18 protein-coding genes are annotated in these 24485 nt (G+C 71.3%); 8 read left to right on the forward strand and 10 right to left on the reverse strand.

Annotated elements, in window-relative coordinates; translation table 11 throughout:
- Positions 1 to 123: 123 nt before the first annotated feature.
- Complete coding sequence (eccD, locus tag SROS_RS39065) at positions 124 to 1569, reverse strand: type VII secretion integral membrane protein EccD (protein ID WP_012894485.1); 1446 nt, start codon at positions 1567 to 1569, stop codon at positions 124 to 126.
- Positions 1570 to 1706: 137 nt separating this feature from the next.
- On the opposite strand from eccD, the gene SROS_RS39070 reads away from it, so the two are divergent.
- The gene (locus tag SROS_RS39070; RefSeq protein ID WP_043653845.1) at positions 1707 to 5705 is read left to right on the forward strand and encodes a type VII secretion protein EccC; all 3999 of its coding nucleotides are present in this window, start codon (positions 1707 to 1709) and stop codon (positions 5703 to 5705) included.
- A 119-nt stretch (positions 5706 to 5824) separates the two neighbouring features.
- Here SROS_RS39070 and SROS_RS39075 read toward each other — a convergent pair whose 3' ends face one another.
- Positions 5825 to 6229: a YbaB/EbfC family nucleoid-associated protein gene (locus SROS_RS39075; RefSeq protein ID WP_012894487.1), complete on the reverse strand. Its 405-nt coding sequence runs from the start codon at positions 6227 to 6229 to the stop codon at positions 5825 to 5827.
- A 350-nt stretch (positions 6230 to 6579) separates the two neighbouring features.
- On the opposite strand from SROS_RS39075, the gene SROS_RS46595 reads away from it, so the two are divergent.
- The 4 genes from SROS_RS46595 (at position 6580) to SROS_RS39095 (ending at position 10272) form a co-directional block, all read left to right on the forward strand.
- Positions 6580 to 7761: a bifunctional WXG100 family type VII secretion target/C40 family peptidase gene (locus SROS_RS46595; protein ID WP_012894488.1), complete on the forward strand. Its 1182-nt coding sequence runs from the start codon at positions 6580 to 6582 to the stop codon at positions 7759 to 7761.
- Between the two features lie 233 nt (positions 7762 to 7994).
- On the forward strand, positions 7995 to 8291 hold the full coding sequence (locus SROS_RS39085) for a hypothetical protein (RefSeq protein WP_012894490.1): 297 nt from the start codon (positions 7995 to 7997) through the stop codon (positions 8289 to 8291).
- Complete coding sequence (locus tag SROS_RS39090) at positions 8288 to 9538, forward strand: WXG100 family type VII secretion target (RefSeq protein ID WP_012894491.1); 1251 nt, start codon at positions 8288 to 8290, stop codon at positions 9536 to 9538. The genes SROS_RS39085 and SROS_RS39090 overlap by 4 nt, the downstream gene beginning before the upstream one ends.
- Positions 9539 to 9630: 92 nt before the next feature.
- Positions 9631 to 10272 carry an MBL fold metallo-hydrolase gene (locus SROS_RS39095; protein ID WP_012894492.1) on the forward strand — a complete coding sequence of 214 codons (642 nt, stop codon included), beginning with the start codon at positions 9631 to 9633 and terminating at the stop codon, positions 10270 to 10272.
- A 104-nt stretch (positions 10273 to 10376) separates the two neighbouring features.
- Here SROS_RS39095 and mnmA read toward each other — a convergent pair whose 3' ends face one another.
- A complete protein-coding gene (gene mnmA / locus SROS_RS39100; RefSeq protein ID WP_012894493.1) occupies positions 10377 to 11447 on the reverse strand; it encodes a tRNA 2-thiouridine(34) synthase MnmA in 1071 nt (356 codons plus the stop codon).
- A gap of 59 nt (positions 11448 to 11506) precedes the next feature.
- On the opposite strand from mnmA, the gene SROS_RS39105 reads away from it, so the two are divergent.
- Positions 11507 to 12553 carry a DUF695 domain-containing protein gene (locus SROS_RS39105; protein WP_012894494.1) on the forward strand — a complete coding sequence of 349 codons (1047 nt, stop codon included), beginning with the start codon at positions 11507 to 11509 and terminating at the stop codon, positions 12551 to 12553.
- Between the two features lie 466 nt (positions 12554 to 13019).
- Here the strand turns inward: SROS_RS39105 and SROS_RS39110 are convergent, their stop codons facing one another.
- Positions 13020 to 14183: a cysteine desulfurase family protein gene (locus tag SROS_RS39110; RefSeq protein ID WP_012894495.1), complete on the reverse strand. Its 1164-nt coding sequence runs from the start codon at positions 14181 to 14183 to the stop codon at positions 13020 to 13022.
- 110 nt (positions 14184 to 14293) lie between these two features.
- On the opposite strand from SROS_RS39110, the gene SROS_RS39115 reads away from it, so the two are divergent.
- Both SROS_RS39115 and SROS_RS39120 read left to right on the forward strand, forming a co-directional pair.
- Positions 14294 to 14800 carry a TetR/AcrR family transcriptional regulator gene (locus tag SROS_RS39115; protein WP_012894496.1) on the forward strand — a complete coding sequence of 169 codons (507 nt, stop codon included), beginning with the start codon at positions 14294 to 14296 and terminating at the stop codon, positions 14798 to 14800.
- Positions 14801 to 14928: 128 nt separating this feature from the next.
- Positions 14929 to 16119: an MFS transporter gene (locus tag SROS_RS39120; RefSeq protein ID WP_012894497.1), complete on the forward strand. Its 1191-nt coding sequence runs from the start codon at positions 14929 to 14931 to the stop codon at positions 16117 to 16119.
- Between the two features lie 78 nt (positions 16120 to 16197).
- On the opposite strand, the gene SROS_RS39125 is transcribed toward SROS_RS39120, so the two are convergent.
- The 6 genes from SROS_RS39125 to SROS_RS39150 form a co-directional block, all read right to left on the reverse strand.
- Positions 16198 to 17151 (reverse strand): electron transfer flavoprotein subunit alpha/FixB family protein, encoded by a 954-nt coding sequence (locus SROS_RS39125; RefSeq protein WP_012894498.1) that lies wholly within the window; start codon positions 17149 to 17151, stop codon positions 16198 to 16200.
- 18 nt (positions 17152 to 17169) lie between these two features.
- Complete coding sequence (locus SROS_RS39130; RefSeq protein WP_012894499.1) at positions 17170 to 17949, reverse strand: electron transfer flavoprotein subunit beta/FixA family protein; 780 nt, start codon at positions 17947 to 17949, stop codon at positions 17170 to 17172.
- 327 nt (positions 17950 to 18276) lie between these two features.
- Complete coding sequence (locus SROS_RS39135) at positions 18277 to 19593, reverse strand: serine/threonine-protein kinase (RefSeq protein WP_012894500.1); 1317 nt, start codon at positions 19591 to 19593, stop codon at positions 18277 to 18279.
- A gap of 59 nt (positions 19594 to 19652) precedes the next feature.
- On the reverse strand, positions 19653 to 21617 hold the full coding sequence (locus SROS_RS39140) for a serine/threonine-protein kinase (RefSeq protein ID WP_012894501.1): 1965 nt from the start codon (positions 21615 to 21617) through the stop codon (positions 19653 to 19655).
- Positions 21614 to 23800, reverse strand: coding sequence for a serine/threonine-protein kinase (locus SROS_RS46600; protein ID WP_169369475.1), 2187 nt, complete (start codon positions 23798 to 23800; stop codon positions 21614 to 21616). The genes SROS_RS39140 and SROS_RS46600 overlap by 4 nt, the downstream gene beginning before the upstream one ends.
- A gap of 131 nt (positions 23801 to 23931) precedes the next feature.
- Complete coding sequence (locus tag SROS_RS39150) at positions 23932 to 24453, reverse strand: YbaK/EbsC family protein (RefSeq protein ID WP_012894503.1); 522 nt, start codon at positions 24451 to 24453, stop codon at positions 23932 to 23934.
- Positions 24454 to 24485 lie beyond the last annotated feature (32 nt).

Below are 24485 nucleotides of genomic sequence, written 5' to 3' on the forward strand. Positions count from 1 at the left end.
CACCACCGGTCTCATGAGTGACGACCGGCCACTTCCGGAGCAAGCTAACCGCACCCTCACTATCGACGCAATGCGGACAGAAGAACATGGCGGCGGAGAGCGGCCCACGCCGGGTCCGGCGGCTCAGCCGGACAGGCCGCGGACCCAGGAGTAGACCTCCAGCACGCCGAGGGCCAGCGGGAACAGCGCGACGATCAGCAGGAGCTCGACGATGTCCCCGGCCCGCCCCCAGAACGGGGACGGCTTGCCGACCTGCAGCCACATGCCCAGGCCCGCGCAGATCGCCGCGGCGCCCAGCAGTCCCATCACCACGATGATCGCGGTGGGGCCTCCCCCTCCGGCGGCCTGCGAGATCGCGAACATGACGAGCCCGGAGACACCGGAGATCATCAGCCAGAGCCGCTGGCCGAACCCGTGGAAGACGCGGGTCCGCATGATGAGGGTCAGCGACAGCGTCAGCGCGTTGGCCGTGGCGACCCATCCGCCATGCATGACGAGGTAGGCCTGCGCCACCAGCGCCACCAGCGCCACTCCCGCGACCATCCCGGTCGCGTAGCTCAGCGCGTGGGCGGTGCGCTCCTCGACGAGCGGGCCGTCGATCTGCTGGTTGTCGTTGCGCAGTTCGTCGGCGGTGGTGGGCATCGTCGGCGTCGGCACGCGGGCGAGCCGGAACGACAGGACCGGGATCAGCGGGGTGAACCCCAGCAGGATCGCGACGGTGACCGCGGCCACCCCGGCGGCGGGCGCCTGGGACACCATCACGACGGCCGCGCTCACCGCTCCGGTCATCGAGGCGATGGCGGCGCCGAGGAAGACCGGCACGCCGTCGGCGATGGCGATCACGGCGATGGTCGCCACGAGGCCGACGGAGGCGAAGGCGGCGAGCATGTGCGCCGCGCCGAGTCCCCCCAGTCCCCCGGCCGCCGACGGTGCCAGCAACCCGGCCAGCAGGCCGTACGGCAGGGCCGCGTAGCCGATCAGCGCGCCCGCCGGGGAGTCGCCGGCCGCCCGGGACATCGCGGCGCCCGCGGCGACCAGGAGGGCCGCGAAGACCACGGCGACCACGGCGGCGGGCGTCCACGGCGGCCCGGCCAGCACCAGGGCCGCCACCCCGGTGAGCAGGAGCGCGACCGCGGCTCCCACCCCGGCCAGGCGGGTGTGCCGCGGGCCCCATTTGTCGGAGCCCTCCTGGACCCCGGTGGCGACCACGTCGGCCACGTCGTCGAACAGCGCGGGAGGCAGCATGGCCTCCTGCGGCCTGAGATAGAGCACCTCGCCGTCGAGCACGCCCAGGGTTCCCAGGCTCTGGCCGAGGTCGAGCGGGGCCCCGCCGAGCCGTTGGAGCACCCAACCGGGACCGGCCGACGCGTCACCGCCGATCTCCCCCACCGCGCGCAGCAGGCCGGGCAGGACATGGGGCAGTGGAATGTCCGCGGGCAGCGCCAGGTCGGCCTTCCTGCGGGGGGCCACGATCGTGACGTGGCACAACGTCGGCAGCGGCGCGGCGAACTGGGCCAGCGCGCCCTGTGTGATCGGCCCCTGAGCGGGCGGTTGAGCCAGCGACCTCACAGTCGTATCCCTCTCACCACAGGCATCACGGACATCACGGATACGGTAGCGGGGACGGCGGGGATTACGCGCGGCAGCCGCAGATAAACGTTTTCTGGTAATAAGTAGCGCAAACGATCAGGAAGGCGATTCCAGGGGTGAGTATCGTCATCGTGCGGCGCCCAGAGCGCCGGCCACCGCCCAAGCCTCCGCGGGGCGAGATCCTGCTCGAGTCTCCGCCGGAGGTCCCCGAGGTCCAGCCGCAGGGCTTCATGGCGGTGCTCACCTACCTGCCGATGATCGCGGGCGGCGCCGCGATGGGCCTGATGTTCACCGCCGGCGGCAACTCCAACCCGCTCATGTACGTCGCGAGCGGCCTGTTCGCGATATCCATGGTGGGCATGTCCCTGGGCCAGATGGGCCGCCAGTCTGGAGAGCGCAAGAACCGGCTCAACAACCTGCGCCGCGACTACTTCCGCTATCTCTCCCAGGTCCGCAAGAGGGTGCGCCAGGCCGCCAAGCAGCAGCGCGCGGCCCTGGAGTGGGGCGGTCCCGCCCCCGAATCACTGTGGTGGGTCGCCATGAGCCAGCGCCTGTGGGAACGGCGGCCCCGCGACGACGACTTCGGCACGGTACGGCTCGGCACCGGCGTGCAGAAACTCGCCATCCAGCTCATTCCCCCCGACTCCAAGCCGATCGAGGACCTGGACGCCCTGACGTCCGGCGCGCTGCGAAGGTTCGTCCGGGCGCACTCGACGGTGGCCAAGCTGCCGGTGGCCGTGGCCCTGCACTCCTTCGCGCGGATCAACCTGACGGGCGACCCGGTGGCCGTACGCGAGCTCGTACGGGCGATGATCGCCCAGCTGACCGTGTTCCACTCCCCGGACGACATGCGGGTCATGGTGTGCGCGAGCAAGGAGTGGATGGCCCAGTGGGACTGGGTCAAGTGGCTGCCCCACGCGCTGCATCCGGAGGAGACCGACGCCGCCGGCCAGGTGCGGCTGATGGCCGAGAACCTGTCCCAGCTCGACCACCTGCTCGGCTCGGAGCTGAAGGAGCGCGCGCGGTTCAAGCCCGGCGCCTCCTCCGACGCCCTGCCGTACCACGTGCTGATCATCGACGGCGGCCACGTGCCGCACGACTCCCAGCTCGGCACCGACGCCATCCAGGGCGTCACCGTGATCGACCTGTCCGGGGCCGCGGGGCCGATCGAGGAGAAGAACACCCTCCGGCTGGACATCCAGCCGGACGGCTTCCACATGATCAAGATCGACCACGCGGGCAAGGAGAGCTCGACCCGCCTCGGCGACCCCGACCGGCTGGACTTCCTGCGGACCGAGGGCCTGGCCCGGCAGCTCGCCCCCCTGCGCGTCTCGACCGCCAAGGGCGGGGAGACGCAGGACGTGCTCGCGATGAACACCTCCCTGACCGACCTGCTCGGCGTCGGCGATCCGACCCGCCTCGACGCGTCACTGACGTGGCGACCCCGGGCGGGCCGCAACCGGCTGCGGGTGCCGATCGGCCTCGGCGTGGACGGCCGCCTCGTCGAGCTCGACATCAAGGAGTCGGCCCAGGGCGGCATGGGGCCGCACGGCCTGGTCATCGGCGCCACCGGCTCGGGCAAGAGCGAGCTGCTGCGGACGCTGGTGCTCGGTCTGGCGATCACCCACTCGTCGGAGATCCTGAACTTCGTCCTGGTCGACTTCAAGGGCGGCGCCACCTTCCTCGGCCTCGACACCCTGTCCCACGTCTCGGCGGTCATCACCAACCTCGAGGACGAGCTGCCGCTCGTCGACCGCATGTACGACGCCCTGCACGGGGAGATGGTCCGCCGCCAGGAGCTGCTGCGCGCCGCCGGCAACTACGCCTCCCTGCGCGACTACGAGCGCGCCCGCGAGCAAGGCGTCGACCTGAAGCCGATGCCCACGCTGTTCGTCGTGATCGACGAGTTCAGCGAGCTGCTCTCGGCCAAACCCGAGTTCATCGAGCTGTTCGTGATGATCGGGCGGCTCGGCCGCTCCCTCGGCGTCCACCTGCTGCTGGCCTCCCAGCGGCTGGAGGAGGGCCGGCTGCGCGGCCTGGACACCCACCTGTCCTACCGGGTCGGCCTGCGCACCTTCTCCGCGATGGAGAGCCGGGTCGTGCTCGGCGTCGCCGACGCCTACGAGCTGCCGTCCGCCCCGGGAAACGGCTATCTCAAGTTCGAGACCACCGGGATGACCCGGTTCAAGGCCGCCTACGTGTCCGGCACCTACCAGGCGGACCACAGCCAGGGGGTGACGCCGGACGGCCAGGCCATCCTGCGGCAGGTCGTGGAGTACGGCCCGGACTTCGCCCCGGTTCCCGTCGTGGAGGAGCCCAAGAAGGAGCTGCCCGCGGCCGACGGACCGGCCGACCGGGGTTCGGTCACCCTGCTGGACCTCGTGGTCAGCCGGCTGCACGACCAGGGACCGCCCGCCCACCGGATCTGGCTGCCGCCGCTGGGCGATCCCCCGTCCCTCACGCAGTTGCTCCCGCCCCTGTCGGCGACGCCCGAACTGGGCCTGGGCACGATCGGATGGGTGGGCCGGGGCCAGCTGCACGCCGTCGTGGGCCTCGTCGACAAACCGTTCGAGCAGCGGAGCGACCCGTTCTGGCTGGACCTGTCGGGGGCGGCCGGCCACGTCGGCGTCGCCGGCGGAACGCAGAGCGGCAAGAGCACGGTGCTGCGCACGCTGATCGCCAGCATGGCGCTGATGCACACTCCCCGGGAGGTGCAGTTCTACTGCCTCGACTTCGGCGGCGGCGCCCTGGCCTCGCTGGAGGGGCTGCCCCACCTGGGCGGGATCGCCAGCCGTCTGGACGGCGACCGGGTCCGCCGTACGGTGGCCGAGATCGCCACCCTCCTGCAGCAGCGGGAGCGCGAGTTCACCGACCAGGGGATCGACTCGATCACCACCTACCGGCGCATGCGCGCCGAGGGGACGATCGAGGGAGACCGCTTCGGCGACGTCTTCCTCGTGGTCGACGGCTGGCTGACCGTCAGGCAGGAGTTCGAGACGCTCGAACCCGTGATCACCGACCTGGCCGCCCGCGGCCTCGGCTACGGCATCCACGTCGTGGCCGCCACCAACAAGTGGTCGGAGTTCCGTCCGGGCATCCGCGACCTCTTCGGCACCCGGGTGGAGCTCAAGCTCGGCGACGCCTACGAGTCGGAGGTCAACCGCAAGGCGTCGCTGGCCGTGCCCGAGGGCGTCCCGGGACGCGGCCTCACCAGGGAGGGCCTGCACTTCCTGTCGGCGCTGCCCAGGATCGACGGGGTCCAGAAAGCCGACGACCTGTCGGACGGCGTGCGCGCACTCGTCCACGCCGTCAGGGACGCCTGGCAGGGGCCTCCCGCCCCGGCCGTGCGGCTGCTGCCGGCGGTGCTGGCCGCCGAGACGCTGCCCGACGCGGAGCAGAGCGGGCCGAACCGGATCCCGCTCGGGATCGACGAGGCCACCCTGTCGCCCGTCATGCTGGACTTCGACGCCGACCCGCACTTCATCGTGGTGGGCGACACCGAGAGCGGCAAGTCCAACATGCTGCGGCTCATCACCGAGGGCCTGGTCGCCCGGCACACGCCGCAGCAGGCCATGATGATCGTGATCGACTACCGGCGGGCGCTGCTGGACTCCGCCGCCACCGAGCACCGCATCGGCTACGCCGCCTCCAGCGCGGCGGCGCTCGAACTGATCGCCGACGTGCGCAACGCACTGCTCAAACGGCTGCCCCCGGCGGACCTGACACCGGAGCAGCTGCGGTCCAGAAGCTGGTGGCAGGGGTCGGACCTGTACATCGTCGTCGACGACTACGACCTCGTGGCGACCTCGTCCAACCCGCTCCAGCCACTGGCCGACCTGCTGCCGCAGGCCCGCGACATCGGGCTCCACCTCGTCATGTCGCGCGCGATGGGCGGCGTCGGCCGGGCCATGTTCGATCCGATCATCCAGAAGATCAAAGACATGGCCAGCCCCGCCGTCGTCCTGTCCGGCAACAAGGACGAGGGCTTCGTGTTCGGCAACGTGCGGCCCCATCCGCTCCCGCCGGGCCGCGGCTACTTCGTCGACAGGAGGCACGGCGCGCGCCTGGTGCAGACCGCCTTCGTGGCACCCCCGTCACCCCCGGAGGAGAGCTGAGGGGCCGCACCTCCCGCGAGAACGCGTCCGCCGGCTCGGCGTACCCCCCGGTACGCGGTCCTTCGTTCCGGGCTCCGCGGTGCGCCCCGCCGGCTCCGTACGGGAGCCGGCGGGCATCGTCACCGGCGGTCCTCCGGCTCCCTCGACGGCAGGTTCACCGGCTGGGGCAGGAACGACTCGAAACTCGCGCCCTCCCCGAACAGCTCCTCGTACGGCAGGCCGTCCGGCACGAGCGGGGTCATCAGCTCCTGCATCCGGGCCGACACCTCGCCCGTCGCCACGCCGATCTGTTCCATGATCGAGTGGGTCAGCTCCGACGGCGACAGCTTCCGGTAGACGCGCGGGTCCAGTTCGATCCCCTGCACCTGCCCGCGTGGGCCCACGGTGACGGTCACCATCCGGTCATCCGACTGCGCGGTCGCGGTCAGGTCGTTCAGCTTGCCGTACGTCTCGCGGAGCTGGGCCGCCTGCTTGTTGTACTCGTCGGCCAGCCCCTCCATCGTGATCCGGAACTCATCGTTCACTGATACCCCCTCAACAGGTCAGGTGAGCCCATAAGCCACAAAAACATCAATTGACGCAGAAATAACACGCATTATCAAGCGAGCAGCCGGGGAGTGGCGCGGGCGGCGTCCCACCCCGTGTGAGAACGGGCGACCATCGGCGGAGGGGGATGGCGGACGCGCCCGTCGCCCCTGAATGCGGGCACGGCCCACCTCTGGAAAGATCTCTGTCCTCTATGATCGACATTCGTATGCTATGCACCAACGCCGGAAGGGGTCGGCCAGGTGGCGAACCTTGATATCCACTTCGAGCGGGCGCTACGCGCCGTGGAGAACCTCAGCGGCGTCAAATACCCGGTCGTGAACGGCTCATGAGCGACGACCGCGGATCGCTGACCGACAGGGACGGCGACAGGGAACCGATCACTCCCGTCGTCCCGGGCAGCTCGGAACTGCTCACCATCGCCATGAAGGTCAACGGCGCGAAGGACTCGATCACCACGATCGCCAAGCGGTGGCGGACCACCGCGGGCAACCTGAACGACCACGCCATCGAGCTCACCCGCGCGGTGAACACGGTGGACCACTCCTGGCAGGGCGACTCAGCGGACGCCTTCGACGACTACATGCGCAAGTACCGCAAGGCCGGCGACGCGCTGCATGTCGCTCTCACCGACTGCGCGGGCGCGCTCGACACCGCCGCCGGCGCGCTCGACACCGCCGAGACCAAGGTGAAGACCCTCACCGAGAACCTCGTCACCGAGTGGAACACCTACCGCACCAACAACAGCAAAAACGCCGACGGCTCCACCAGGACCGAGGCGGAACTCGCGGCGGGGATCAAACCGTCGGTCGACACGGCCGTCTCCAACGCCCGCCTCCAGCTCGACAACGCCGACAAGGCCGTCACCAAGGCGACGACCGACCTGAAGAAGTACATGGACGAGCGGTCGATCCACTTCAGCGACATCCCCGCGGTCGGCGACCAGAAGTTCATGGCGCCCGACCGCGTCCTCCACTGGGAGAAGACCCCTCTGGCCAACCCGGGACAGACGACGCTCGCCGGCACGAACGGCGGCAACGGCGGCAACGGCGGCAACGGCGCGAGCCTTTCCGGGAGCGGCGGCTCCGGCGGCAACGGCCCGGCGGGCGGCGATCCGGGCGGCCCCGCGCAGGCGCTGCCGTACGTACCGGGGTCCGGGAGCGGAGCCGCGATCGTGGCCGCCGCGCAGAAACACATCGGGAAACCCTATGTCTGGGGCGCCGACGGGCCGTCGGCCTTCGACTGCAGCGGGCTCGTCTACTACACCCTGAACCAGGCCGGAATCAAGATCGGCGACACCACCGCCGCCGGCTACCAGGCGAGCGGGCAGCCCATCACGCCCCCGCCGCAGCCCGGGGACATCGTGTTCTTCGGGGATCCCGCGACCCACGTCGGGATCTACGCCGGCGAGGGCAAGATGATCCATGCGCCTCGCCCGGGAACGATGGTCAGGGTGGAGGACGTGGCGGGGGCGGCGGCGGGGCCCATCACCTACCGGCGTTTCACGTGACGGCCACCGGCCACGGGAAGCCCTCCGTATGGAGCTCGCACACCCGGCCGGGACGACGGGGCTCACGGAGTCCGGACACGTCCGCGTCCGCCCGGAGAAGGGCGGCCCGGTCCTGGTGATCGACCCGGGCTCCTTCGGCGAGGATGCGGACAAGATCCATTCCCGGAGAGACTCCTATCCCCCTATGATCGTTGTTCGTCCGCTTTGCACCAACGCCGGAAGGGGTCGGCCAGGTGAAGAACGTCGATGTCCACTTCGACGCACTCGATGACTGCCGTACGGCCGCGAAAAAGCTCATGGGAAAGTTCGGCGCCCTGGCTGAGACATATCCCGCCCAGTCGACCGACTCCTCCATCTTCGGGAGGCTGACGAGCTCCAGCGCGCTGGCCGCGGCCGTCGACGGGATCGAGAAGACGGTCGACAGCGAGATGGGTAACGTCCAAAGCAAGCTCGACGGCGTCGAGCATGCGCTGAGCACCGTGGCGGAGAACCTCCGCAACGTCAAATACCCGCGCGTGGACAGCTCATGAGCGACGACCGCGGATCGCTGACCGACAGGGACGGCGACAGGGAACCGATCGTTCCCGTCGTCCCGGGCAGCTCGGAACTGCTCACCATCGCCATGAAGGTCAACGGCGCGAAGGACTCGATCACCACGATCGCCAATCGGTGGCGGACCACCGCGGGCGACCTGAACGACCACGCCATCGAGCTCACCCGCGCGGTGAACACGGTGGACCACTCCTGGCAGGGCGACTCGGCGGACGCCTTCGACGACTACATGCGCAAGTACGGCAAGGCCGGTGACGCGCTGCACCTCGCACTTGCCGACTGCGCGGGCGCGCTCGACACCGCCGCCGGCGCGCTCGACACCGCCGAGACCAAGGTGAAGACCCTCACCGAGAACCTCGTCACCGAGTGGAACACCTACCGCACCAACAACAGCAAAAACGCCGACGGCTCCACCAGGACCGAGACGGAGCTCGCGGCGGGGATCAAACCGTCGGTCGACACGGCCGTCTCCAACGCCCGCCTCCAGCTCGACAGCGCCGACAAGGCCGTCACCCAGGCGGCGGCCGATCTGAAGACGTACATGGACGAGCGGTCGATCCACTTCTCCGACATCCCCGCGGTCGGCGACGAGAGGTTCATGGCGCCCGACCGCGTCCTCCACTGGGAGAAGACCCCTCTGGCCAACCCGGGGCAGACGACGCTCGCCGGCACGAACGGCGGCAACGGCGGCAACGGCGGCAACGGATCGGGAGGAAGCGGCTCCGGCGGCGACGCGTCCGGCGTGATCGGCTCCGGCGGCACGTCGTCGGGCGGGACCATCCCCCAGCCGAAGGAGAAGGTCGTGGGGTGGATCAAGGAGGCGCTCACGATCATCAAGTCGGGGAAGATCGACGGCTTCCTGGCCCGGAAGGGAATCCTGGAGAAGGTCAAGGACCTGGATCCCAACGACCCGAAGGACATCGAGCGGATCTGGAAGATCATCTTCCACGAGTCCGGCGGCAACCCCAACGCGCAGAACAACTGGGACATCAACGCGAGGAACGGCGTCCCGTCCCAGGGCCTGATGCAGACGATCCCGCCCACGTTCGCCGCCTGGAGCCCCGAGGGCCACAAGGTGATCAAGGACCCTGTCGACAACATCATCGCCGGAGTCCTGTACACCTACGGCCGCTACGGCTCCCTCGCCGAGCACCCCGGCATCGCATCCCTGGAGCGCGTCGACGCCCAGGGACGCCCCGACCCCGGCGGCTACAAGCCCTACTGATGCCGGGCGGCCCCGGCCGCCCGGTCCCCGTTAGGCTGAACCGTTGACATCCTCCCCGCGGCTGAAGCCGGGGGATTCCTGGGGAGTTCCTGATGAAGCTCACGAAGTTCGGACACGCGTGCGTCCGCCTGGAGAAGGACGGCTCGGTCCTGGTGATCGACCCGGGCTCCTTCAGCGAGGAGTCCGCGCTGGACGGGGCGCAGACCGTCCTCATCACCCACGAGCACTTCGACCACGTGGAGGCCGACCGGCTGCGCCGGGCCGCCGAGGCCAACCCGTCACTGGAGATCTGGACCAACGAGGGCGTGGCCGCCACGCTGACCGGTGTCCCGGCGAAGATCCAGGTCGTACGGCACGGCGACACGTTCGACACGGCGGGTTTCGGGGTGCGGGTCGTCGGCGAGTGGCACGCCCCCAACCACCCGGACATGCCGATCGTGCGCAACGTCGGCTTCCTGGTGGAGGAGGAGGTCTTCTACCCGGGTGACGCCTTCACCCCGCCCGGCGTCGAGGTACCCACGCTCCTGGTGCCGACCAACGCGCCGTGGATGAAGGCGTCGGAGATGGTGGAATACCTGCGCCAGGTCCGCCCGGCCAGGGCCTTCTCCACCCACGACGGTCTGCTCAACGACATCGGCCTCGGCCTCGTCGACTCGTGGCTGGGCCTGGAGTCGGACAGGCAGAAGGCCGAGATGCGCCGCCTGAAGCCGGGCGAGTCGGTCACCCTGCCCTAGCGCCGCTCACGGTCCCGGTCCCGGTCACGCCTCCTGGCGCCGCTCACGGCCCCGGGACCGGTCATGGCCCCGCTCACGGTCCCGGTCACCCCTCCTGGCGCCGGTTACGCCGCCGTGGCGATCGTGGCCGATCCGATCACGGTGTCGCCCAGGTAGAGCACGGCCGCCTGGCCGGCGGCGACGCCGGTGGCGGGGGTGTCCAGCGCGATGTGGACCTCGTCGCCGGAGAGCTGGGCGCGGCAGCCGTACACCTCGCCGTGGGCGCGGAGCTGGACGGTGCAGGTCAGCGGCTCGTGCGGCACGTCCGCCGGGCCGTTCCAGACCGGCCGGGTGGCCACGATGCCCGTGACCTCCAGGGCCGAGCGGGGGCCGACCGTGACCGTGTTGGAGACGGGCTCGATGGACAGCACGTAGCGCGGGCGGCCGTCGGGGGCCGGACGGTCGATGTGCAGGCCCTTGCGCTGGCCGACGGTGAAGCCGTACGCGCCCTCGTGCCTGCCGACGACCGCACCGGACTCGTCGACGATCGGGCCCTGCTCCGCGCCGAGGCGGTCGGCGAGGAAACCCCGGGTGTCGCCGTCGGCGATGAAGCAGATGTCGTGGCTGTCGGGCTTGTCGGCCACCATGAGCCCGCGCCGCGCGGCCTCCTCGCGGACCTGGGCCTTGGTGGAGTCGCCCAGCGGGAAGATCGCGTGCTTGAGCTGCTCCCTGGTGAGCACGCCGAGCACGTAGGACTGGTCCTTGCCCTCGTCGGGGCTGCGGCTCAGCACGCCGTCGGCGATCCGCGCGTGGTGCCCGGTGGCCACCGCGTCGAAGCCCAGCGCGAGGGCCCGGTCGAGGACCGCCTCGAACTTGATCTTCTCGTTGCAGCGCAGGCAGGGGTTGGGCGTACGGCCCGCGGCGTATTCGCTGACGAAGTCCTCGACCACGTCGCGGTGGAACCGCTCGGCCATGTCCCAGATGTAGAAGGGGATGCCGATCACGTCGGCGGCCCTGCGGGCGTCTCGCGAGTCCTCGATCGTGCAGCACCCGCGGGCGCCGGTCCGGTACGACTGAGGGTTGGCCGAGAGCGCCAGATGCACGCCGGTGACGTCATGGCCTGCCTCGGCGATACGGGCGGCCGCCACGGCGGAGTCGACGCCGCCGGACATGGCGGCAAGCACACGAAGTCTCATAACACCCTGAGCGTACCTGCGTTGGCGTGCGCCGCGTCGTACTGGGAGAATCCGGGGTCATGCGACTGTTCGGGCGCAAGGACGAATTCACCGCCGAGCCGGCTGACGGCATCGGCGAATTCTGGACGTGGTGGGCCGAGGCGAGGCCGGAGCTCGACGCGATGGTCGCCGCGGGCGAGGCCGACCGGCTGGCCGAGTGGATCGGGCCGGCGGTGCAGGTCGTCCACCCTTCCCTGGTGTGGGAGATCGCCCCCGGGCTCGGCTCCGACCAGGCACTCGTGGTCACCTCCGCCGGGGATCCGGAGCTGCGCCCCACCGCGCACCGCTGGGCGGCCGCCGCGCCCGCCGCCGACGCCCTGTGGGAGTTCCATCCGTCCCGGCGGGCCAACCCGCACGCCATGGAGCTCACCCTCGACGTGGGCGGCTACGAGTTCGCGCTCGACAAGCTCATGCTCGGCCTGCGCGCGCCCCTGGGCAACCCGCGCGTCGACGTGGTCGCCTACCACCCGATCTTCACCATCCTGGACGACGACACCAGGATCGAGGCCGCCCTGCTCGCCCTCGACTGGCTGCTCGGCGAGGACGACGTGGCCCGCTGGGTCGGCGACATCTCCGCCGCCGGGTTCGAGCCGATCGACGCGGTGCCCGCAGTGCACCTGCCCAGCGTGGTCGCCGACCTGGCCTCCGGTTACCGGGACGAGCAGTGGGCGCTGCTGGAGGGCGAGACCGCCACCGGAGCCCGTCTGATCGCCACCGCCCGCTACCCGCTCCGGCCGGTCGACCATCCCCTGTTCGACCAGCACATCGCGATCACCCTGCCCTACCTGCACGGCGATGCGGACGGGCTGCCCGTCGGGCGGTCCCTGGAGGCACTGCGCGACTTCGAGGAGCGCCTCGCCGGGCGGATCAGCAGGCTGAACGGCAGCGCCGTGTTCGCCGCGCACATGAGCGCGGAGGGCCAGCGGGTGCTGCACGTCTACGCCGACCCCGTGGGCGACGCGGCCATCCACGCCAAGGAGCTGATCGTGAGCTGGGAGGAGGGCCGGCCCCGGGTCGACGTGGTCGGCGACCCCGGCTGGAGCGCGATCTCGCCCTTCCTGACCTAGTGCGACGTTCCTCAACGGGAGTCGCGAACAGGCGGTCGAGAGCCCGAGGCCGCCAGGGGCGGCCTTCCCCACTCTCGGCACTCCGGGTCATCGGGGATCCGCGCTTCCAATGAGGAACAGAGCACTAGTAGGGCTTGGTCGGCTTCGGACGCGACGGCGTGTCGGTCTCTTGAAGACGAGGCGGAAGAGATGCAGAGCCCCAGATGGGACGGATGAGCCCCAATCGCCGCCCACTCAAGGCCCTGCCGCCGGGGGACTCGCCGGATCGACCTCCACCTGACCAGGCACTACTAGCCGGCCGGCTCCCGGGCGTCCGGAACGCCGGCACCCGCCGGATCGGCTTCCATCGGCCCGGCACCCGCCGGATCGGCGCCGCACGACCGGCTCACGGCCCCGCGGCGCCTCAGCTGAGGCCCGCGGGGCGGGCGCGTCGTCCGTCGTACTGGCCGGACCTCGGGCAGGCGCCTCAGCTGAGGCCCGCGCGGCGGGCGCGTTCGACGACCAGGCCGATGACGGCGATCAGCCGGTCCACGTCGGCCCCGGTCGAGGTGTGGCCGAGGGAGAAGCGGAGCGAACCCCGCGCCCGGACCGCGTCGGCGCCCATCGCGAGCAGGACGTGGGAGGGCTGGGCCACCCCTGCCGAACACGCCGAGCCGGTGGAGCACTCCACGCCCTTGGCGTCCAGGAGCATGAGCAGCGCGTCGCCCTCGCAGCCGGGGAAGGAGAAGTGCGCGTTGCCGGGGAGCCGGTTCACCGGGTCGCCGTTGAGAATCACGTCGGGCACGGCCTGGCGGACCCTGCGGATCAGGTCGTCGCGGAGACCGGTCAGGCGCGCCGACGTCTCGGCCTGGCGGGCCACCGCGGTCTTCACCGCCGCGGCGAACCCGGCGACCGACGGGGCGTCGAGGGTGCCCGAACGCACGTCGCGCTCCTGGCCGCCGCCGTGCAGCACCGGCACCGGGTCCACGCCCCGGGCGAGCAGCAGCGCGCCGACCCCCATCGGGCCGCCGACCTTGTGACCGGAGAGCGTCAGCGCGTCGACTCCGGAGCCGGTGAACACCACGGGGAGCTGGCCCACGGCCTGGACCGCGTCGGTGTGGAAAGGGATGCCGTGATCGTGGGCGATCCCGGCGAGCACCCGGACCGGCTGGACGGTGCCGACCTCGTTGTTGGCCCACATCACGCTGACCAGGGCGACGCTCTCCGGATCGCGCTCGATGGCGGCGCGGAGGGTCTGCGGGTGCACCCTGCCGTACTCGTCCACGTCGAGCAGTTCGACGGTCGCGCCCTGGCGGTCGCCCAGCCAGCGCGCGGGGTCCAGCGCGCCGTGGTGCTCCACCGCGCTGAGCAGGATCCGGCTCGCGCCGTTGGCGCGGCGGGCCCAGTAGAGGCCCTTGATCGCCAGGTTGTCGGCCTCGGTGCCACCGGAGGTGAAGACCACCTCGCTGGGCCGGGCGCCGAGCGCGTATGCGATGGTCTCGCGCGACTCCTCCACGACCCGGCGGGTGCGCCGGCCCGCCGCGTGCAACGACGACGCGTTACCGACCCGACCGAGTTGGGCTGTCATCGCCTCGATCGCCTCGGGAAGCATCGGCGTGGTCGCCGCGTGATCGAGATAAGCGGACTCCACGGCCGCACTCCCCTCCCCAGCTCGCTTTTGCCTTCCAAGCGTATCCGTGGTCCCGGAGGGCGCCATCCCGGGTTTGACCACTAAACCGTCCAGACGGTACAGTGATTTTCATGAGACGGGAAGAGCTGTTGGACGCGGCAGAGGATCTGCTCTGCGACCAGGGCTCTCAGGCGCTCACCCTGGCAGCCGTCGCTGAGCGCGCCGGATGCAGCAAGGGCGGCCTGCTCTACCACTTCTCCTCCAAAGAGGCCCTGATCAAGGGCATGGTCGAGCGGCTGATCGAAGACTTCGACCAGCTCATCGCCGCCCAGGGCCACGACACCTACACCAAGAACTATCTGGCCGCCACGTTCGCCGCCGTGCAGAGCGGCAGGCTGCGACGCTGGGCGGTGGTCACGGGTGCCTCCGGCAACCTCTACCTGCTCGCCCCGCTGCGCGTGGCGATGGCCCGGTGGCACCGCGAGGGACTCGGCTCCGAGCCCGACCCCGCGGCCGCGCAGATCGTGCGTCTCGCCTGCGAGGGACTGTGGGACGTGGCCACCCATGATCCCGACCTCTACGACGACGACCACTACGCCGAGTTGAAACGGCGTCTGCTGGACCTGCTGCCCGCCTAGCCGGGATCACTCTCCGTACATATTGGTGGTCGCTTCCGTTCTACGGAAGCGACCGGTTTATGTGTGCCCGTTTTTCGGCCTCCGAACCCTCTTTTCGGCCCCCGAACCATCATTGAAGGGATTGCGTCATGACCCGCGACCTGAGGACCGCTCGTATCGGGGCGGTTCTCACATTCGTGCTTGCCGGCCTCCTGTGTGGAACGATGACCGTGCGTATTCCAGCGCTGTCCGACAAACTCGGCCTGTCCGAGGGGTCGATCGGCGTCACCCTCCTCGTGTGGGGGCTGGGCGCGCTGGTCACCATGCAGTCGATGCGCGGGGTGATGACGCGCTTCGGCAGCCGGAGCATCCTGCGGGTCGGCGCCCCCCTCTGCGCGGCCACCCTCGCGCTGCTGGCGTTCGCTCCGACGTTCCCGCTGCTGCTGGTCGCCGCCGGGCTCTTCGGCATGGCGTTCGGCGCGGTGGACATCGCGATGAACGCGCAGGGCTCGGCGGTCGAGCGCGCCTACGGCCGCCCGCTGATGAACGGCATGCACGCGGGCTGGTGCGTGGGCGCGATCTCCGCGGGTCTGCTCGGCACCGCGGCCATCGCGGCGGGACTGTCGTTCACGGCCCACCTGGCCCTGATCGCCCTGCTCACGCTGCCCCTGCTGGTCATCGTCAGCCGCACCTACCTGCCGGACCCCGCCGTCACCACCGGCGGCGAGGCGCGAGCCCGCCACCGGATGCCCCCGGTGGTCTACCTCCTCGGCGTGATCGCGTTCTGCGCGTTCATGGTCGAGGGCACGGTCGCCGACTGGAACGGGCTCTACCTGCGCAACGTCCTCGGCGCCCCCGAGGCGCTGGCCGCGCTGGGATACCCGATCTTCGAGGCGGGCATGCTGCTCGGCCGGCTCACCGGTGACCGCGTCCGGGCCCGCTTCGGTGCGCGCGGCATGATCATCACTTCCGGGCTGGCCACCGCCGTCACCTTCACCGTGGTCATCACGGCCTCGACGGCCCTGGTCGCCCTCTCCGCCATGTTCTTCGTGGGCATCGCGGTGGCCACGGTCTCCCCGATGGCCATGTCCCTGGCGGGCGGCGCGGTCGACAACCCGGGCCCGGCCATCGCCCAGACCGGCGCGATGGGCTACGCGGGGCTGCTGCTCGGGCCGGTGATCATCGGTTTCCTCTCGGACGTGGCCACGCTCGGGACCGCGCTCGGCATCGCCGTGGTGCTCGGCGTCGTGATCGCTCTGGTCGCCCGGTTCCTGCCCCGCAGCCTCAGGGACGCCACCCCGGCCGAGACCCCCGAGCGCGAGCTCTCGATGGCCGCCTGACCCGCCCGGCGACACGCGGGACGGCGCAAGAAGAACGGCGCCGCACACGATGTGTGCGGCGCCGTTCTCGCTGTGCGGCTACTTGCGCTTGACGACCTCGTCGGTCAGCTGCGGGACGACCTGGTTCAGGTCGCCCACGACACCGAAGTCGGCGAGCTCGAAGATCGGCGCCTCGGCGTCCTTGTTGATCGCGATGATCGTCTTGGCGGTCTGCATACCGGCCCGGTGCTGGATGGCACCGGAGATGCCCGCCGCGATGTAGAGCTGCGGCGAGACGGTCTTGCCGGTCTGGCCGACCTGGAACTGGTGCGGGTACCAGCCGGCGTCAGTGGCGGCGCGGGAGGCGCCGACGGCCGCGCCGAGCGAGTCGGCGAGCTTCTCGATGATCGAGAAGTTCTCCGCGGAGCCCACGCCGCGGCCACCGGAGACCACGATCGCGGCCTCGGTGAGCTCGGGACGGGCGCCCTTCTCCTCCTTGACGCGGTCGACGACCTTGGCGCCCCTGGCGGCGGCGGAGACGGTCACGGAGACCTGCTCCTCGGCACCGGCGCCCGCGGCGGCCTCGACCGGCGTCGAGTTGGGGCGGACCGCGACGATCGGGGTGCCCTTGGTCACGCGCGACTGGACGTTGACACCGCCACCGAAGATCGACTGGTCGGCCACCAGGCCGTCCTGGAGACCCACGACGTCGGTGAGCAGACCCGAGTCGATCTTGATGGCCAGCCGGCCGGCGATCTCCTTCGCCTCGGCCGTCGCGGCGACGAGCACCGCGGCGGGGGACTTCTCGGAGACGAGCTGGGCCAGCAGCTCCGCCTTGGGAGCGACGACGTAGTCGCTGATGTCGGCGGAGTCGGCCACGTAGATCTTCTCCGCGCCGTACTCGGCCAGCCTGGCCTTGGCGTCGGGGGAGTATCCGGGGCCCGCCCACACCGCCGACGGCGTGCCCAGCTTCCGGGCGAGCGTCAGCAGCTCCAGCGTGACCTTCTTGACCTGACCTTCGACGTGCTCGACCAGAACGAGAATCTCAGACATATCAGCTAACCCCCGTTCTCAGACGAACTTCTTCGACGCGAGGAAGTCGGCGGTCTTCACGCCGCCGTCGCCCTCGTCCTTGACGATCGTGCCGGCCGCGCGCGGCGGGGCGGCGGCGAAGTCGGCGACCTCGCTCCAGGAGTTGGCCAGGCCGACCTGGGAGGCGTCGATCTCGGCATCGGCGACGCCGAGCTTCTCGACCGGCTTCTTCTTGGCGGCCATGATGCCCTTGAAGGACGGGTAGCGCGGCTCGTTGATCTTCTCGACCACGGAGACGACGGCGGGCAGTGTGGCCTCCACCTTGTCGTAGCCGTAGTCGGTGACGCGCTGGATGGCGATGGACGCGCCGTTCACCTCGACCTTGTTGGCGAAGGTGAGCTGCGGCACGTCCAGGCGCTCGGCCAGCATCGCGGCGAGCACGCCGGTGCGGGCGTCGGTCGACTCGGAGCCGAGCACGACCAGATCGAAGCCGATCTTCCTGAGCGTCTGCGCCAGGGCGTAGGAGGTGCCCAGCGCGTCCGAACCGTGCAGCGCGTCGTCCACCAGGTGGACCGCCTTGTCGGCGCCCATCGCCAGGGCCTTGCGGATGGTGTCGCTGGCCTTGTCGGGGCCCATGGTGAGGACGGTCACCTCACCGCCGTGGGCCTCCTTCAGGAGCAGCGCCTCTTCGACCGCGTATTCACACAGTTCGTTGATGACGCCGTCGGCGGCATCACGGTCGAGCGTCTTGTCATCGGACCTCAGCTTGCGCTCGGTCGCCGTGTCGGGGACCTGCTTCACGCAGACGACGATGTTCATGGCCGGTGGCCGACCTCCCGTGTTCGCGTGCGCCACCGCGTCGCTGCGGTTGGCGCCGGATGCTCGGTACGCGCACGCGGGGCACGTGCGCGTGATGCCAAGACTGCCAGGTGCCCGAGGGCGGTGTGACAGCGGGTGGCCCGGTCGGGACGTACCCGCCCTGGCCCTCCGACATCATGTTACCCATCGGTAGCTTAGGTGCAAACCACCAGGTTGCACGGCTCGCGCCGGACAACCGCCCGCCCGATCGGTCACTCCCCCCACCATACCGAACTATGTTCCAGAATTTGCGCCCGGGATCCCGGGCGGCCGGAGCCCCGGAGAGCCTCAGCTGGCCATCAGGATCGCGACCAGGACGAAGACGACGGTGCCCAGGGCCAGCGCGAGGGTGAGCGTGCTGAAGAACGTGCCGAGGACGGCCCACAGCGCGATGGCGCCGGCGGCGCCGGCCAGATCGACGACCACGCGCGAGCGGTCCCGGCGGCCGAACAGGGCGATCCCCCCGTCGACGAGCGTCACCAGGCCGTAGGAGGTGAGGAGGAGCAGCGACACCTCCGGGAGCGGCTCCCTGGCCGCCGCCGCCATCAGGGACACGAGCAGGCCGGTGCCGACGATCCAGCGGCGGTGCAGGACCGCCCGGCGGCGCTCGCGGGCCTCCTCGGCCGAGAGCCTGCCGGGCGCCGGACGGCGTCCCGGACGCCACTGCCTGGTGGTGAGCTCCTGCACGCCGCCCCCCGCCTCGTGCGGGGCGGCGTCCTGCAGGTGGGTGGCTTCCTGGCCCCGGACGGCTCCCCGCCCGCCGGTCGCGGCGGTGGAAGGGCGCGCCCTCGGGATCGCCGTGTGTACGGCCGGCCCGGCGGCGCCCAGCCGGTCCAGGAGCTCGGCGGCGGAAGGGCGGGCGGCCGGATCCCGCCGCAGGCACTCCTGGAGCAGCGGCTCCAGCCAGCCGGGCACGCCCTCCAGGTCGGGGGCGTGGTGGACCACGCGGTAGCCGACCGCCGAGGGCGGGCCCGTGCCGTACGGATGCCGCCCGGTGGACGCGTAGGCGAGGGTGGCGCCGAGGGAGAACAGGTCGGCCTCCGCGCCCGAGTCCGCGCCCTCCAGCACCTCGGGCGCCAGGTAGCCGGGGGTGCCGAGGATCGCGCCGGACACGGTGACCGAGGCGGAGTCGAGCGCGCAGGCGATACCGAAGTCGATCACGACCGGCTCGCCGTCGGTCAGTATCACGTTGGCGGGCTTCAGGTCGCGGTGGACGACCCCGGCGGCGTGGACGGCGGCCAGGGCCTCGGCCAGGCCGCGCGCCAGCCGTACGAGGTCGTCGCCCCCGACCGGCCCGTCACCGGCGACCACCGCGCTGAGCGGGCGGCCCTGCACGTAACGGGTGACCAGGTAGGGGCGGGCGCCCTCCAGCGAGGCGTCCAGGACTTCGGCGACGTACGGCCCCTGGACCCGCCGCATGGTCTCCACCTCGCGGGCCAGCCGGGCGAGGGCGGTGCGGTCGGCCGCGACGTGCGGGTGCAGGATCTTGACGGCCACCGTGTGCCCCTCGGGGTCCAGCGCGAGGTGGACCTCTCCGAAACCTCCCGCACCGAGCGTCGACAGCAGGTGGTACGGGCCCAGGCGCTCACCGTCCGGCGCTCCCATGCGACTCCCTCCGGCGTGTCCCCTTCATCGTGCACCAGAGGGGCCGATCGCGCACGGGATCACTTTCCGAAGGTGAGGAAGCCCAGCCCCAGACTCTTCATCAGATCCTTGACCAGACCGCCGATGAGGTCGAGCACGCCCATCTTGCCGTTCTCCACCTGGGTCTGCCACTCCCTCTTCACCGCCTCCACCACATCGGTGGGCTGGTCCCACGGCGCGAACGACGGGGCCATCCCCAGCGCCGCCATCACCGAGAAGAACGCCAGCGTGCCCAGGACGATGGTGGTCACCATGGCCGCCCCGGGGCTGCGGATCACGCCGGTCAGCGCGCGGGAGACGGCCTTGCGCGGCTTGCCCCCACCGGGCAGCACGAACAGCCCGGCCACGAACGCGCCCGCCGCGTAGGCGGCGGCCGGATCGGTCTTCATCTGCCCGATGTAGACCAGCGCACCCCACACGCACATGCCGAACATGGCGGCCAGCGGGGCCGTGACCAGCGTCGCGAGCACCGCCTTGATCAACGCCCACGGGGTGCCGAGCACGGCGAGCAGCGGGTCGGTGGCGCTGTTGCCCCGGACCGAGCGGCGCTCGGCGAGGTCTCCGAAGAGATACTCCCCGACCCGCAGGCAGAGCACCGTGACCAGAGCGAACGCGCTCACCATGACCGGCAGCACGCAGGCCAGCCCGACGATGATCGCCAGCAGCAGCACCGCGGCCAGCGGGTGACCGGTGCGGTAGCGCGGACGGTCCTGCGGCGGGGTGTGCGGCCGGGGCTGGACGGCCGGCGGGGCGTACGGCCGTGCCTGGCCGGTCGGCGGCGGCGCCGGGTAGCCGGCGACCCGCTGGTCGGCGTAGGGCGGCGGGGCCGACCTCGGCCGCTGCTCCGGGGAGGGAGCCGGCACGTAGGGCGGCGGGGTCGCCGGGACGTACGGGGGCGGGGTCGCCCCCGACGGACGGGTCGGCTCGCCGCGCGGCCTGCGCTCGCGCCGCTCCGGCTTGGCGTACTCCACCGGCGTCAGCAGGTCGGAGTAGCTTCCGTCCTGCGGCAGCGCCCGGGTGCCGTTCGGCGAGGGCTGCGTGGTGGGGGACGGAGGCTGGGTCTGGCCGTCCAGGACCCGCGTGCCGTCGGTGTTGATCACCTTCGTGCCGTCGGAGTCGAGCACCCTGGTGCCGCCGTCGATGACGGCGGTGGTGGGGGGCGTCTCCTCGAAGACCGTCACCGAGGGGTCGAGGGCACGCGCCATCCGGTGGAGCGCCTGCGCGGTCGGCCGGACCGCGGGGTCCACCGCCAGGGCCTGGCGGAGCCAGCCGCGCAGCCAGACCGGGGCCAGGTCGATGTTGGCCCGGCCCTCCATGATGTTGAAGCAGACGATCTCGAAGCTGCCCGTGCCGAACGGCGGCTTGCCGGTCGCCCCGAAGAAGACCGTCGAGGCCAGCGCGTGGACGTCGGCCGCCTGGGTGATCTCGGTGTCCCGGATGATCTCCGGGGCGAGGTAGCCGGGCGTGCCGACGAACATGCCGGTCTGGGTCAGCCGGGTGGCGTTGACCAGGTGCGCGATGCCGAAGTCGATGACCAGCGGCTCGCCGTTGACGATCATCACGTTGGACGGTTTGAAGTCGCGGTGGATGACGTCGGCGGCGTGGATCGCCACGAGCGCCGCGCACATGCCCTGGGCGAGCCTGACCACCTCGCCGGGCGCGAGCGGCCCGTCGGCGAGGACGGTCTCCTCCAGCGTGCGGCCCGGGGCGAAGCGGGTCACGATGTAGGGCTGCCTGCCGGTCAGCTCGGCGTCGAGGACCTCCGCGACCTGCTGGCTGCGCACCCGCCGCATGGTCTCCACCTCGCGGGTGAGCCGGTCGCGGGCCTTGAGGTCGGCGGCGACGTGCGGGTGCAGGACCTTGACGGCCACCTCCCGCCCGTCCTCGTCGAGCCCCAGGTGGACGACCCCCATGCCACCTTCGCCGATCTTTCTGAGCAGACGGTACGGTCCCAGTCGCTCAGGCGCCTGCGTGTCCCCCGTCATCGCGCCGCCTTTCGTAGATCCGTCAGTTCCGTCACCACCGTCCCGACATCGACCGGCGCCCACCGCGCCTGCCGTGCCCCGTTCCCCACGCTGCCGATCGCGATAAGAATCATGAGGGCGGCCAACGCACCCAGCACCGAGGCCACGATCATGGCCGCGCTGCGCGAAGGCAGCATTGATGCCAGGGTACGTCGCATCTGGCGGCCGGGGCCCTCCACCCCGGGTCCCGCGCAGACCGTCCACAGCGCGACCGCCGTGCCCCAGCTCAGCGCGTTGGCCGGGGGCATCTTCACCGCGACCACGGTGAGCAGCAGCGTCACCGGCAGGCCGAGGATCAGCGCGTACGGCACCAGCGCGACGGTGATGCTCACCGACTTCAGGAGCGCGGCCGGCTGGCCGAGCACCCGGAAGACGTCGGCGGCGGCCTCACCCGCCGCACGGCGGGTGTTGAGCCTGGGCTGGGCGATGTCGGCGGCCCGGAGCAGGATCACGGCCGGGATCGCCACGGCGGCGACGACGATCGGCGCGAAGACCGCCGCGACCGCCACGATGATCATGATCATCCCGCTCGCCACGCCGTACGCCTTGGAACGCTGCAACATGTGGCCCGGACGCTGTCCGGGATGCGGCGTCACTGGCGCCTGGGCCTGGGGCCGCGGCGGGTAGGAGTAGGGCGGCGGCGCGGGCTGCCGGACGTGCGGCGTCTGCTCGAACGCGGCCTGCTGCGGCGGGTACGGCTGCGGCACCTGGCCCGGCTGCGCGGGGCGACCCGGCTGCGGGGTGTGGCCGCGGATGTATTCCGCCAGGTCCTGGGGGCGGACCCGCTGGGTCGGGATGTCCCCGTCGGCCACGGGTGCCGTGGCCTCCAGCCGGCCGGCCTCGGGCCTGGCCTGGTCGGCCCCGGGCGGGTCGCCGGCGGGGAAACGGTTCCTGGTGGGGATGTCCTCGGGGCTGAGCATGCCGGTGGGCAGGTCGTAGGAGGCCTGCTGGGCCGCCGCCGCCTGACGCAGCTCCTCGGCCGTCACCCGGCGGGTGGGCGACGGGTCGGGCGGCTGCTCGCCCAGCAGCGAGACGTATTCGCGCGGCTGCGCCGCCGGGGCCGGGGGCCACGGCGTGGACTGCTGGGAGACACCCGGACGGGAGGCGATCGGGGTCGGCACGTCGCCGGGGTCACCCGCGCGGCCCGGCACGCCGGGACCGGTGGGAAAGCCCTGGACGCCCGGCCTGGAGGGCGCGCCGACACCGCCGGGCCCGGCGGGGAACCCCTGACCGACCGGGCCTGCCGGGACGCCGGAGAAGCCCTGGCCCCCCGGCCCCCCGTGACCGCTCCGGCCGGAGTCGTCGAAGTGCGAGACCGTGGTGATCTCGTCGGGCACCCGGGGCCGGCCCGCCCTGGACAGCAGGCGCTCCACCTGCGCGGCGAGCTCGGTGGCCCTGGGCCGCTTGGCCGGGTCGCGCTGGAGCGCGGCCCGCAGCACCGGCTGGAGCGGCGCCGGGACGGCGTCCACGTCCGCCTTGCCCGCGGTGATGTTGTAGAAGATCATCTCCAGCGTGCCCTTGCCGAAGGGCGGCTGGCCGGTGGCCGCGAAGACCAGCGTGCCCGCCCAGGCGTGCACGTCCACCTCGGGACCCGCCTCGTGACCCTCGATGATCTCGGGGGCGAGGTAGCCGGGCGTGCCGATGAACATGCCGGTCTGGGTGAGCCTGGTGGCGTCCACGGCCTGCGCGATGCCGAAGTCGATGAGGACGGGCTGGCCGTCCAGGATGAGGACGTTGCCCGGCTTGAGGTCGCGGTGGATCACCCCGACGGAGTGCACGGCGGCCAGCGCCGCGGCCACCCCGTGCGCGACCTTGAGCAGCGCGGGCAGCTCCATCGGGCCGTCCTGCTTGATGAGCTCGTCCAGCGGCTGGCCGGGGACGTATCGGGTCACGATGTAGGGCCGGTGGCCGGTCACGTCGGCGTCGAGGACCTCGGCGATGTGCTCGCTGCGCACCCGCCGCATGGTCTCCACCTCCCGCGAGAGCCGGCGACGCGCGACGTCGTCGCCCGCCACCTCCGCTCGCAGGACCTTCACCGCCACCTGCCGCCCCTGAGGGTCGACGGCGAGGTGGACCACGCCCATGCCGCCCTCACCGAGCCGCCGGAGCAGTCGGTAGGGGCCCAGTCGGTCGTCCTGATTCATGGCATGAAGAACCATACCGGCTTAAACACCGCCCATGAGATGAACCATCAGGCCATATTCTCCGTTTGAACAACGTCTGCCAGGCTTCAACGGTTTCCCAAACCCCGGTAACACTCAATCTCTTTTCGGCGTCAGTTCGCCATGCGGAGCACCTCCGCGATTTTCAGGTCCGCGAGCACCGCGCCCGGCAGTGCCAGCTTGGAGTGCCGGACGCCACTGCCGATCACGACGCCCGGATGGGCCGCCACGGCCTCGTCCACCAGCACCGGCCATCCCTCGGGCAGCCCCAGCGGGGTGATCCCGCCGTACTCCATCCCGGTCAGGCCGACCGCGTCGTCCTGCGACGCGAACGAGATCTTCCGCGCGTCCAGATGCCGCCGGACCACCCCGTTGACGTCGACCCTCGTCGTGGCGAGCACCATGCACGCCGCGTAGCGGACCTCCCCGCCCCGCTTGGCCGCCACGATCACGCAGTTCGCCGACTCCGCCAGGCTCACGCCGTACCGCTCGCAGAACGCCGCCGTGTCCGCCAGCGTCGGATCGATCTCCGCCACCTCGACGCCGTCGAGCCCCGCGACCGCCCGCGCCACCGGCTCCGCGAGCAGGTCCAGCCGCTCGGCGGCCCGCACCCAGTCCAATGTCCCGATCGCCATCGTCGTCTCCTCCGTATCACTTGCCCCTGAGA

The sequence above is a fragment of the Streptosporangium roseum DSM 43021 genome (assembly GCF_000024865.1).
GTDB lineage: Bacteria > Actinomycetota > Actinomycetes > Streptosporangiales > Streptosporangiaceae > Streptosporangium > Streptosporangium roseum.

Coding starts and splice junctions, on each gene's coding strand:
- SROS_RS46595 (WP_012894488.1), top strand. CDS start 6,580: ATGAGCGACGACCGCGGATCGCTGACCGACAGGGACGGCGACAGGGAA.
- SROS_RS39090 (WP_012894491.1), top strand. CDS start 8,288: ATGAGCGACGACCGCGGATCGCTGACCGACAGGGACGGCGACAGGGAA.
- SROS_RS39095 (WP_012894492.1), top strand. CDS start 9,631: ATGAAGCTCACGAAGTTCGGACACGCGTGCGTCCGCCTGGAGAAGGAC.
- mnmA (WP_012894493.1), bottom strand. CDS start 11,447: ATGAGACTTCGTGTGCTTGCCGCCATGTCCGGCGGCGTCGACTCCGCC.
- SROS_RS39105 (WP_012894494.1), top strand. CDS start 11,507: ATGCGACTGTTCGGGCGCAAGGACGAATTCACCGCCGAGCCGGCTGAC.
- SROS_RS39115 (WP_012894496.1), top strand. CDS start 14,294: ATGAGACGGGAAGAGCTGTTGGACGCGGCAGAGGATCTGCTCTGCGAC.
- SROS_RS39120 (WP_012894497.1), top strand. CDS start 14,929: ATGACCCGCGACCTGAGGACCGCTCGTATCGGGGCGGTTCTCACATTC.
- SROS_RS39125 (WP_012894498.1), bottom strand. CDS start 17,151: ATGTCTGAGATTCTCGTTCTGGTCGAGCACGTCGAAGGTCAGGTCAAG.
- SROS_RS39130 (WP_012894499.1), bottom strand. CDS start 17,949: ATGAACATCGTCGTCTGCGTGAAGCAGGTCCCCGACACGGCGACCGAG.
- SROS_RS39135 (WP_012894500.1), bottom strand. CDS start 19,593: ATGGGAGCGCCGGACGGTGAGCGCCTGGGCCCGTACCACCTGCTGTCG.
- SROS_RS39140 (WP_012894501.1), bottom strand. CDS start 21,617: ATGACGGGGGACACGCAGGCGCCTGAGCGACTGGGACCGTACCGTCTG.
- SROS_RS46600 (WP_169369475.1), bottom strand. CDS start 23,800: ATGAATCAGGACGACCGACTGGGCCCCTACCGACTGCTCCGGCGGCTC.
- SROS_RS39150 (WP_012894503.1), bottom strand. CDS start 24,453: ATGGCGATCGGGACATTGGACTGGGTGCGGGCCGCCGAGCGGCTGGAC.